The 10,414-nt window shown below is 31.4% G+C and carries 11 protein-coding genes and 1 tRNA gene; 4 read left to right on the plus strand and 8 right to left on the minus strand.

The annotated features are described in order from the left end of the window. Window positions 1-2: 2 nt before the first annotated feature. Entirely contained in the window at window positions 3-923 is a 921-nt protein-coding gene (locus tag QZZ53_RS05220; protein ID WP_296382245.1) for a GYDIA family GHMP kinase, read from the plus strand. Between the two features lie 110 nt (window positions 924-1,033). On the opposite strand, the gene QZZ53_RS05225 is transcribed toward QZZ53_RS05220, so the two are convergent. The 7 genes from QZZ53_RS05225 to QZZ53_RS05255 all read right to left on the minus strand — a co-directional run bounded on the left by QZZ53_RS05225 (window position 1,034) and on the right by QZZ53_RS05255 (window position 8,936). Beyond that, window positions 1,034-3,181: a peptidylprolyl isomerase gene (locus QZZ53_RS05225; RefSeq protein ID WP_296382247.1), complete on the minus strand. Its 2,148-nt coding sequence runs from the start codon at window positions 3,179-3,181 to the stop codon at window positions 1,034-1,036. 242 nt (window positions 3,182-3,423) lie between these two features. Then, window positions 3,424-4,713 carry a hemolysin family protein gene (locus QZZ53_RS05230; RefSeq protein WP_296382249.1) on the minus strand — a complete coding sequence of 430 codons (1,290 nt, stop codon included), beginning with the start codon at window positions 4,711-4,713 and terminating at the stop codon, window positions 3,424-3,426. Between the two features lie 6 nt (window positions 4,714-4,719). Next, entirely contained in the window at window positions 4,720-4,908 is a 189-nt protein-coding gene (locus QZZ53_RS05235; protein WP_296382252.1) for a hypothetical protein, read from the minus strand. Between the two features lie 30 nt (window positions 4,909-4,938). After that, window positions 4,939-5,505 (minus strand): LPS export ABC transporter periplasmic protein LptC, encoded by a 567-nt coding sequence (lptC, locus tag QZZ53_RS05240; protein ID WP_296382253.1) that lies wholly within the window; start codon window positions 5,503-5,505, stop codon window positions 4,939-4,941. Further along, window positions 5,505-6,869 (minus strand): hypothetical protein, encoded by a 1,365-nt coding sequence (locus QZZ53_RS05245; RefSeq protein WP_296382255.1) that lies wholly within the window; start codon window positions 6,867-6,869, stop codon window positions 5,505-5,507. Before QZZ53_RS05245 ends, lptC begins: the two co-directional genes overlap by 1 nt. Window positions 6,870-6,885: 16 nt before the next feature. After that, window positions 6,886-8,208 (minus strand): hypothetical protein, encoded by a 1,323-nt coding sequence (locus QZZ53_RS05250; protein ID WP_296382257.1) that lies wholly within the window; start codon window positions 8,206-8,208, stop codon window positions 6,886-6,888. Next, the gene (locus tag QZZ53_RS05255; RefSeq protein WP_296382259.1) at window positions 8,208-8,936 is read right to left on the minus strand and encodes a type III pantothenate kinase; all 729 of its coding nucleotides are present in this window, start codon (window positions 8,934-8,936) and stop codon (window positions 8,208-8,210) included. The genes QZZ53_RS05250 and QZZ53_RS05255 overlap by 1 nt, the downstream gene beginning before the upstream one ends. A gap of 103 nt (window positions 8,937-9,039) precedes the next feature. Between QZZ53_RS05255 and QZZ53_RS05260 the strand changes: the two genes are divergently transcribed. Then, window positions 9,040-9,115 (plus strand) — tRNA-Phe (locus tag QZZ53_RS05260). Window positions 9,116-9,276: 161 nt separating this feature from the next. On the opposite strand, the gene QZZ53_RS05265 is transcribed toward QZZ53_RS05260, so the two are convergent. Beyond that, window positions 9,277-9,663 (minus strand): hypothetical protein, encoded by a 387-nt coding sequence (locus QZZ53_RS05265; protein WP_365940343.1) that lies wholly within the window; start codon window positions 9,661-9,663, stop codon window positions 9,277-9,279. Between the two features lie 90 nt (window positions 9,664-9,753). On the opposite strand from QZZ53_RS05265, the gene QZZ53_RS05270 reads away from it, so the two are divergent. Together QZZ53_RS05270 and QZZ53_RS17120 are read left to right on the plus strand one after the other, a co-directional pair. After that, entirely contained in the window at window positions 9,754-9,903 is a 150-nt protein-coding gene (locus QZZ53_RS05270) for a hypothetical protein (protein WP_296382261.1), read from the plus strand. Window positions 9,904-10,017: 114 nt separating this feature from the next. Further along, window positions 10,018-10,410: a phage integrase N-terminal SAM-like domain-containing protein gene (locus QZZ53_RS17120; RefSeq protein ID WP_365940345.1), complete on the plus strand. Its 393-nt coding sequence runs from the start codon at window positions 10,018-10,020 to the stop codon at window positions 10,408-10,410. Window positions 10,411-10,414 lie beyond the last annotated feature (4 nt).

The raw sequence follows: 10,414 nt of genomic DNA on the forward strand, positions 1-10,414 counted from the left end.
ATTTGAAAACTTTTAGAAGCAACGGTAAATTATTACTCACGGGAGAATATGTAGTATTAGACAGAGCAAAGGCATTGGCAGTTCCCACTAAATATGGGCAAAGCTTAACTGTTGAAGAAAATAAAACAAAAAACATCATTTGGAAAAGCTTTAATGAATTGGATGAGGCTTGGTTTGAGGATGAGTTCTCGGTAAATGATAGTGCTATTAGACTTAGATTAAAAGCTAAAAACTATACTGATATTTCAAAACGGTTAATTCAAATCTTAAAAGCTACATATAATCTAAACCCAGAATTCTTAAATTCTAAACAAGGCTATACTATTACAACACATCAAGATTTTAATAGACTTTGGGGTTTGGGCACCTCATCTACGCTAATCAATAATATCGCTAATTGGGCACAAATTGACGCATATAAGCTACTAGAGAAAACATTTAAAGGTAGTGGTTATGATATTGCCTGTGCACAAAACAATACGCCTATAACGTATCAATTGAGATATAGACAAAAGCCATTAGTTGAAACTATTGTATTTGATCCAAAGTTTAAATCTCACCTTTACTTTGTTTATCTTAATCAGAAGCAAAATAGTAGAGATGGTATTACCTCTTACAGAAAGAAGGCTAAGATTGGTACTGAAATAATTGAGGAGATTAATGCAATTACTGATGCTATCATCGCTTGTGAATCACTTATAGAATTTGAAAAACTTATAAATTCGCACGAAGCTATTATTTCAAAACTCATTGACCAAAAACCTATAAAAACTAAACTTTTTAAGGACTTTAAAGGCAGTGTAAAAAGCTTAGGTGCTTGGGGAGGAGATTTTGTTTTAGCGACCTCAGAGGAGGATCCAACTACTTATTTTAACTCAAAAGGTTTTGATACTGTGATTCCTTATTCGGAAATGGTCCTTTAATGATACTTAAAGATGCTGAAACTAGTTCAGCATGACAAATCATATATTAAACACAAAAAAGGCTTTACATTTCTGTAAAGCCTTTCTCTAAATATTATTATTAAAGCCGATTAGTAAACCGTCTTTGCTCTGTTATCCTCGATATCAGCTGCTTTCTCTAATGCTTGATATACTTTGTTTTGTACTGCATTTCTACGTTCAGTACTTAACCTATTCATAATTGCAGAGTAGTTATCTAACTTGGTTGCTTCATTTATTTTTGTCACTTCAACAACATAAACACCTTTTTCTCCATCAATAAGCTTAGATGTTGCACCTTCTGCTAATCCAAATGCTGCTCCTACTACTTTTGGCTCGACACCAGCTCCAGATAACGTTGTATTTTTCAAAGTTACAGCAGCTGCAGTTCTTGCACTCTGACCTTGATTCTTAGAAATCTCATCTATAGTCGTAGCTTTAATTTTATCACGAATCATCTTCGCTTTCTTTTCTTTTCTTATTTCTGGTATTGCAGTTATAGAAGCATCTTCAACATTCATTAAACCCTTTTCCTTTTTCTCAACTACTTTTGCTACAATAAATCCGAAATTAGAAATTGGGAAATTTTTAAACTCACCTACATCTGTATCATCTTCGAATGCCCAACGCACAACTTCTCTTTGGCTTCCCAAACCAGGAATGTTCTCGTCTAATTCTTTAAATGTAATTGGCTTCACAGTTAATTTACTCTCTTTAGCTAATTCATTAAAATCAGCACCTTTAGCAGCAATTTCGAACTTAGACATTTTATTAAATACATCACTAAGTGTTTGTTCAGATGGTTCAATTTTATCTGCAATTGTTGCTACCTGAATCGTTTTACTGAAACTCTTTTGTTCTAGTATCTCAATAACGTGATATCCAAAAGATGTTCCAACAACATCTACATCACCTCTTTTATTATCAAAAGAAAAGGCTTTAAATTCTGATGCCATACCAGCATTATAAGCAAACTCTAGTTCACCGTCTTTTTCGTTACTTACTTTATCAGATGATAATTCTAATAAATCCATAAACCTAGTACCACTTTTAATTTTAGCTAAAATACTATCTGCTGTTACCTTTGCTTCCTCTAGAGTTCTAGTGACAGATGCATCTGCTCTTTGTCCACCAGCATAAGGAATTAAGATATGACGAACTTTTACAGAATCAGCCATTTGCTTTGTAGCAATAACTTTAGATAAATTAAAAAACTCACCTTCTTTGTAAGGACCATAATAATCACCAACATTCAACTTAATCAAAGTATCCTTAGCTGTAGCAGGTAATTGTGCTGCCCTCCAAAATGTATTGTCGTATTTTATATCTGAATAAGAATTTACAAACTCAGCAATATCTGTTACTGTATCAAAACCAGGTATGGTATCCGAATTCTTACTACTTTCATTGTACTCGATTTTATCGCTCTTTAAAGCTAATAAATCGGCTTTAATTTTATCTTCATCTGCTTTAGAGGCTACTTCCTTAAATTCTACATAAACAACTTCTCTAGATGCATCTGCTTTAAACTTATCTTCATGGGCTTTCATATAAGCATTTATATCGCTTTTTGTCACCTCAACTAAGCTATCTGCGATACTTGTATAAGGAACTTGCACATAACGCATATCTAAAGTCTTAGCATCACCTAAGTAATCATCCTCAGCTTCAGCTATAGTTGTACCAACACCAGCTTTAATCATATTGTAATATGTCTGTTGCACAGCATTTGCAGCAATAGTCTGCTCATTGTTTGTCCAACTATCATAATTAACTAAAAAATTACCAAGAGGAGCCGTTTCACCTTTTAAATCTTTTAAATTCCCAATGAACGCATTTAAACGGTTGACATCAAAAGTGCCATTTTCATCTTGAAATTCTGGATATGAAGAAAAACTAGTTTTTAACAAATCTCTCATTTCATCTTTCTCAACAGATAATCCTAACTCGTCAAACTCTGATTGTAAAACAATTTTACGTAGTTCTTGATTGTAAATCGCATTCATAGACTGTGTAGAAGTTTGTCTTCCACCAGATCTATCTTGATAGTTTTTAACCTTTTGTTGAAAATCTGTACGATTGATATCTTTTCCATTAATGGTTGCAACAACATCTTGAGCGCTACCTATTAAGGCATCAGAATTCTTGAATAGATCGCCAATTACGAATGAAAATAATGCTAATGCTATTACTAATATTAGTATAAGCGAGCGTTGTCTAATTTTATTTAAAACTGCCATAGTCTTTTTGTATAGTCTTTTATTTGGTATAAATAAGTCTGCGAAAATAGTATTTTCTAGTAAATAATAAAAGGAGAAGTACAGTTTTTATAAGTGTTGGAGGCTTAATTCAAAATTTAAGTTAAATGTCTATATGTAACTTAACTTCATAACATAGAAATACGAAGAATATTTAAGATTCTGAAACACGTTCAGAATGATAAATAAAAACTATTTTTTATACCAATTATCACACTTTTCAATTAATCGACTTCTAGTATTTTTAAAAGAACGACATCTATTTTTGTTGATGACACCTCTTGTATTGTAAATCTAAAATTATCTATTTGTACATCTTCATTTTCTTGAGGAATTTCTTCGGTTGCATTAACAATTAGACCTCCTAAGGTTTCATAATTCTCATTCTCAGGAAGGTTTAATTTATACGTTTCATTTATGTAATCGACTTCTAATCTTGCTGAGAACTTATAGTTATTATGATCAATTTCTTCTTCAATCATTTCAATAGTATCGTGTTCGTCTTCAATTTCACCAAATAATTCTTCAATAATATCTTCAACAGTCATAATACCAGAAGTCCCTCCATATTCGTCAATAACTACAGACATACTGCGACGCTTTTTGATTAAAATATTAAGCACATCTTTAATAAGAATTGTTTCTGGCACAAAACCAACAGGAATAATAATTGATTTTATAGTCTTAGGTTTTTTAAATAATTCAAAAGCATGTACATAACCCAAAATGTCATCAATATTATTTTTGTAAACAATAATTTTGGTTCGACCCGTTTCAATAAATAGTTGGCTTAAGTTCTCTATAGATTCTGAAATATCAACAGCAGTTATCTCAGTTCTTGGCACCATAACTTCACGTGCTTTAACTTCTGAAAACTCAAGAGCATTTTGAAAAATTTGAATCTCACTATCAACATCTTCATGATCTTCAACCGACTCCATTTGTTCACTGATATAATTACCAAGTTCAACTTTAGTCATAGCTAAGGCCGCGTCTTCACCAGATGCTTTAAAGACATATTTTAAAACGGCGTCAGAAATCCAAAGGATAAAATCCGAAACCCAAGAAAATATAAGGTAAAATATATAGGTTGGAAATGCCAATACCTTCAATAAGGTGTTTGCATAAATTTGAAAAAATACTTTTGGTAAAAACTCTGCCGTAAATAGTATCACTAAGGTCGAAATTACAGTTTGGGTTAGCAATTGTAAATCTATAAACAAATAGCTCAACGTTGTACTACCTGAAGGTAACATAGACTGAAACCAGCGCACCAAAACATCACCCATTTTAAATCCATAAATTACTAGTGCTATATTATTACCAATAAGCATGGTCGCAATATACTTCGATGGCTTTGCGGTAAGTTTGCCTAGGATTTTACCTAAGAAATCACCTTGCTTCTTCTCTAACTCAATATGAATTTTATTCGAAGAGACATAAGCAATTTCCATACCTGAGAAAAAGGCAGAAAGTATAAGTGTACTTATAATGATGACTATATCAACAGTCATAAATTACTATTTGTTATGGTCTTCAAACTTTTTACTGAAACGCTTTCTAAAGAAAAACATAAATAGAGCCAAAGCCACAAACACTAACGACATGTATGATCTGCTTCTGTCAATTGACCAGTTAGTAATAGCATCCCATAAAAAAAGCGCTGCGAATATAATATATGCGTATTGAAAAATCTTAAGTAGTTTCATGTTTAATATCTAATAATTAAACAAAGGTAGTCAATTATCGAGTTCAAAATCTCCACCCATTTCTAACATCTGAAAGTTTTTAAAATCTTTATCAGAATCGAAACCGTTTCCTTTAGTAAAACCAGTGGTTCTTTTAAAGTAAAATGGATAATTAGTAAATACCCATTCTAACTTTTCGTTATAATAAAGTTGTTCTGTAAACAAGGTGTCTTTGCTATGAGTTGCTATTACTACATTACCTCTTAGGTCTATAACATCCGTTTCTGTATAGAAAATAGCGTATTCAGAAGTTATGGTTGTTTTGTTGTTGTCATCATCGTAAACTTTCAGTTCTATACCATCTGGAAATTCTGAAAATGCAAAATCTCTATTAGAATAGTCTAGCATTTTTGGACTTAGAAGATTAGCCAGAAGTTTTACAATAGAATCCTGAAGTTCTGTATATTTTAAATCAATATTTTCTGCCTCACCAATTGGTTGGTTTTGTAAGACACCTACTTTTTGCACTTCTCCAAAATCATTTTTACACGAAAAAAACAAAGTCACAGCAATTGCTGTGACTAAGTTTTTTATAATATGTAAATAATGTTTTGTCATTAAATATTTGGAACAGTTACCGAACGCCCTATCCAGCATCCAATTTTTATTACTGTACCAGAACAACTGCAGTTAAATATATCTGCTTTAGATGGCGCACTAGATCTGTAACTTGCAGCTGTTTTAGCAGCAGCAGATTTTAAACGACCATCTACTCTACCTGCTCTTTCTGCAGTATTAGCGGCTAACCAAAACACGGCTCTTTTATTAAAGTTAGAATCACCACATCTATTAGCACTCTTTGCATACATAGCAGCAATTGCTAAGTAAGGAGAACCATCTGAAGGATTAAGTTTTAAAGCTTCAGAATAATACTGTCTTGCTTTACCATAGCTACCTTTAGCTTTAAGCTCTTGAGCCAACTTCTTATAAAGTTTTGCCTTTTTTAAAGGATCTGTTTCTAATTGTACTGTTTGGTCAAAATACTTTTGCTCGCCAGTAAGTAAGTACAAGTAAAAAGATGTATTAGCTGTAGGTTCTATATTATTCTTTTGCTCTACTAATTTTAAGAATAAAGGATCCTCTTTACAACCTTTAGCATACATTCTATTCATTGCACGTTGTAACCAAACTCCGTTGTTCTTGTTTTCTTCAAAATCTCTTTGATATAATGGCACTAAAACTTCACAAGTAGCTCTTTTACCTAATTTCTGATCCATACTAGGTAATATCTTAGTCTCAAAAGCATTAATATAAGACTCATAACTAGATTTTCGTTGTATTTCTTTTTTAGTTAAGGTCTCGCCAGCCTCTTCCTTAGCAGCAAGTTTATTTAACTTTATTGTATTGCCTGAAATTATACCTTCAATAATTTCATTAACATCGTCATACTTATCAAACATGGCTTGAGCAGGTTTCTTCTTAGCATCAAACAAATCGACAATAAGTGAAAAATACGTGTAAAGTCCTTTAGCACTAGTAAAGTTTTTTACATCTTTTACATAAGCTTCATCAAACATGTTATAGACTTCATCATCAGTCTTGTTTAATTCTTTTTTATATTTATATGCTAAATTAGCCTTATCTGCTAAAATTTCGCCTAAATCATATTTAGATGCAAAGTGCTCTCTACTCTGATCGTATAACAACATTAAATCATTAATATGAGCTATTTGATCTGCACCTGTTGTGTTTTTTATTTTGTGTAATAAAATCTTTTCTCCATGTGCATAAATAGCTCTATTGAATCTTGGGCATTTGTTACGCACAATTTTCCATGGTCCATATGCATCATCGTATTTTTTGCTCTTAACGTAGCTATCAAAAATTGATAGATTGTTCATACATTCTTCATCTTGCTGAGCAAAACCTATGTTGAAACTCACAAAAAGTGCCAGTAGCAGTATAGTAATTCTCGTCTTCATCTTGTTAATATTTGTGTTAGTTATACTTCTTTTGTCTAAACCATCTAGAGTTTAAAGATAAACTTACATTGAAGTTCATAAAATTCTCTTGGATTAAGTTTTGTTTAGTTGTTCCTCGTTGTCCAAATTCAAACCCAAAATTAGCATTTGAAAATAAGCTTCGACTTCCAACTGGTAAACCTAGACCAAAAGATATGCCAAACTCCTTGATTGATTGATCTTTTATTACTAAACCTGTATTTGCAAAGTTAAAACCGGCTCTGTAAACCACACGTTTAAAATAACCTGAGAAGGCATTATAATCAGGAATAAAAAAACCTCCAACAGAAAACTGTGATACATTCTCAAAGGTAGAAATTTCATTATTAAAAACAGGATTAGAAAAATTACTTGTCTTCTCAAGCGTATACTCTGCACCTACAAACCAAGATTTTGGATCACCTAAACCAGCACCAAATGATAAACGTGATGGTAATGTTAACTTTGTATTCTTAAGATTTTGAGCTTCTAAATCTGCATCTATAGTGTTCACTACGCCTAATAAATCGAAAGTACTTCCGTCTAAAACAACTGTTGAAAATGACCTTATATTTTCAGAATTTAATTTACTTTCTGGAGCATATGTCGCTGTAGCAGAAAGCTCTAACTTATCAGAAATCATAGTCTTATATGCTAAACCAAAATTTAGGTTTAACCCTCTCAAGTCTGATCTATTAAATTCTCTAGTCTGGTACTGAATAACATCACCTTCAGGAGTATATGCTACCTCAATAGCAGTATTCTGAATATTTCCAAAATTATAATTAAAATCTACTCCAAAACTCAATTTCTCCGAAATTTGATATCCAAAACCTGCGAATACTTTATTAACACCTCCTTCTCCTTCGTAACGATTTACCAACTCATCATTATCATTAAAATCATTGAGTCTGTAACCTACAGAAGTATAAGGTAATAAACCAAATCCAAAACCAAACTTCCCTATTGGTACTGATAAAGCCAAATAATCGAAGGTAGAACTGTTAGTTCTAGCCTCATCAGAATTACCTTTTAACTTAACATCAGACATTGTACCTGCAACAGTAAACTTAACTGGTCTACTTTCATTATCAAAAGGAAAAGTCTCTACATTTTTACCCACATAAGCAGCAGGATTTCTTAGATTTACATGAATACTATCTAAGTAAACACTTATTCCTCCCATGCTTCGATTTTCTACAGTACCTTTAAACTTAAGACTTCCTATACCATAAAATGAATATGGAGATGCCGTTCCTGTTTGTGCATATACAGAAGAACTAATAATTGTAATACAAATTACAATGAGTCGTTTTATCATTATTTTGAGTTATAATCTAGAATAAAATTCAAACCTTCTAATAGAAAATTTGAATTCGCAAATATGCCATTTTTTAATTGGTTTGACAAAAATTTGACATCTCCTCCTGTTAAAATAACTGTTAAATCTGGGTATTCAAGCAGATATTGGTCAATAACACCATCAATTTCTTTAATAACACCAAATACAACACCAGAATGAATCGATGATTCTGTAGAGTCTCCAATAATTGTTTTTGGTTGGTTTGTTTCTAATAACGGAAGATTTGCTGTCAAATTATTTAAGGTTTTATAGCGTAATCTAATTCCTGGAGAAATTGCGCCTCCTAAATAATGATTTTGATTGGTTATAAAATCATAAGTAATGCAAGTACCAGCATCAATAATCAATACATTTTTGTCTGGAAATTGATTAACAGAAGCACTAACCAAAGCAATACGATCCACACCAAGCGTCTTAGGTGTTTTATAAAGATTCTTAAAAGGTAATTTTGTTTTAGAACTTAACTCTAATACTTTTAAATCGTCTTCAATAATTTCTATTTGCTTTTTAGACAAACCTCCTACAGAAGAAATAATCGCAGATTTTAACTTCGGAAACTCTTTTTTAAGCGATTTATATTCCTTTTTAAATTCTAAAAGTTTAAAACTAGTTTTGTGAATTAAGTCCGCATTTTTATAAATGGCAAGCTTAACATACGTATTTCCTACATCTACTATAAGATTCATAAACTTTATTTAGTATTACAAATTTATAAAATCAAATTTTACAACTTTCTTTTTGTGAATAATAAAAATGCATATATATTTGCACCCGCTTAATTAAGCAATTGGTGCCTTAGCTCAGTTGGTAGAGCAAAGGACTGAAAATCCTTGTGTCCCTGGTTCGATTCCTGGAGGCACCACCACCAAAAAGCCTTAAACATTTGAAAACAAATGATATAAGGCTTTTTTTGGTTTTTAAAAGGGACAACATTAGGGACAAAAAAAGATTTATTTGTTCTTTCATAATCAACTCTTTGCCCTAGTTTAATTTGAATAGTCATAAATTTTTTAAAGGTAATCCCCTTTATTGTTCCTCCATATAATCTTGCCATTTTACTAGAATATACTTTCCGACGTTATGTTCCTTCTTTTTTAAGAATCCATATTCATAAACAAAAAGATAGACATCGTCTTTTTTGCTTTTCCAATAGTGAGTGAAAAATTTAGGATTAAAGCCTTCTGACTCTAAGGCACTAGTCCGCACGGTCACCTTGCCTCCTTTATTGTATTCTTTCAATATTTTTCGATTAAGCTTGAGTTGATTATCAACCTTGTCATAAAATCGCTCTGGTTGCTCTTTGGCCTGTTTGTATTGATATGCACTTTTACACTGAGGGTCACAAAACTTCTTATCGGTTCTACCCCCTAATTCCTTCTGACAATACAAACATTTTTTATAAAATCTCATCATTTTTAAATTAAGCGTATTTTATACGTATTCTATTCGAATAAAACACGATTAAATCATTTACATCCATTAAATTGCATAAAATACTACTTTATGGAAAAAGGAAGGAGTGTTACTTTAAAGCATCTTTTAATTAAAGATAAAAGATATATCGGCTTACAATTCAATACAGACAAAGTCATTCAGGCACTTATTAAAGAGTTGCCTAACGTAAGATGGAGTAATGAATTTAATATGGCTTAGGTTTTAAACTCAAATGAAAACCTTAATGAAATATTCAATATTTTTAGTGGCGCTGTTTGGGTGAATTGTAATTACTTTTTTGATAAAAAACCAATAAATGATAATATTAAGCCCATGGATATAACTTGGTTTAGACAAAGATCTCTACCAGAAAATTTTCGCCACTGTCCTACTTCGTACTTAGATAAGTTACAATTAAAAAAATACGCTAATAATACTGTGAAATCTTATATTCTTGCCTTTGAAACATTCATAAACTATCACAAAGCCAAGGAATTAATACAAATCAATAAAAATGATGTTAGAAACTATATTCTCAAATTAATTCAAGAAAATAAATCTGATTCTTATATAAATATAGCTATCAACAGTATTAAATTTTATTACGAATCTGTACTAGGCATGCCAAATCGATTTTATCAAATAGAAAGATCTAGAAAGGCAAAAAAAAATACCAAAAGTACTTTCAAAAGAAGATGTTTTAAAAGATATTACAAATACAAATAATATA

The sequence above is a fragment of the Winogradskyella sp. genome (genome assembly GCF_016744625.1).
Classification (GTDB): domain Bacteria; phylum Bacteroidota; class Bacteroidia; order Flavobacteriales; family Flavobacteriaceae; genus Winogradskyella.

Coding starts and splice junctions, on each gene's coding strand:
- QZZ53_RS05270 (WP_296382261.1), top strand. CDS start 9,754: ATGGAAAAAGGAAGGAGTGTTACTTTAAAGCATCTTTTAATTAAAGAT.
- QZZ53_RS05235 (WP_296382252.1), bottom strand. CDS start 4,908: ATGAAACTACTTAAGATTTTTCAATACGCATATATTATATTCGCAGCG.
- QZZ53_RS05245 (WP_296382255.1), bottom strand. CDS start 6,869: ATGAAGACGAGAATTACTATACTGCTACTGGCACTTTTTGTGAGTTTC.
- QZZ53_RS05265 (WP_365940343.1), bottom strand. CDS start 9,663: ATGATGAGATTTTATAAAAAATGTTTGTATTGTCAGAAGGAATTAGGG.
- QZZ53_RS05250 (WP_296382257.1), bottom strand. CDS start 8,208: ATGATAAAACGACTCATTGTAATTTGTATTACAATTATTAGTTCTTCT.
- lptC (WP_296382253.1), bottom strand. CDS start 5,505: ATGACAAAACATTATTTACATATTATAAAAAACTTAGTCACAGCAATT.
- QZZ53_RS17120 (WP_365940345.1), top strand. CDS start 10,018: ATGGATATAACTTGGTTTAGACAAAGATCTCTACCAGAAAATTTTCGC.
- QZZ53_RS05255 (WP_296382259.1), bottom strand. CDS start 8,936: ATGAATCTTATAGTAGATGTAGGAAATACGTATGTTAAGCTTGCCATT.
- QZZ53_RS05230 (WP_296382249.1), bottom strand. CDS start 4,713: ATGACTGTTGATATAGTCATCATTATAAGTACACTTATACTTTCTGCC.
- QZZ53_RS05225 (WP_296382247.1), bottom strand. CDS start 3,181: ATGGCAGTTTTAAATAAAATTAGACAACGCTCGCTTATACTAATATTA.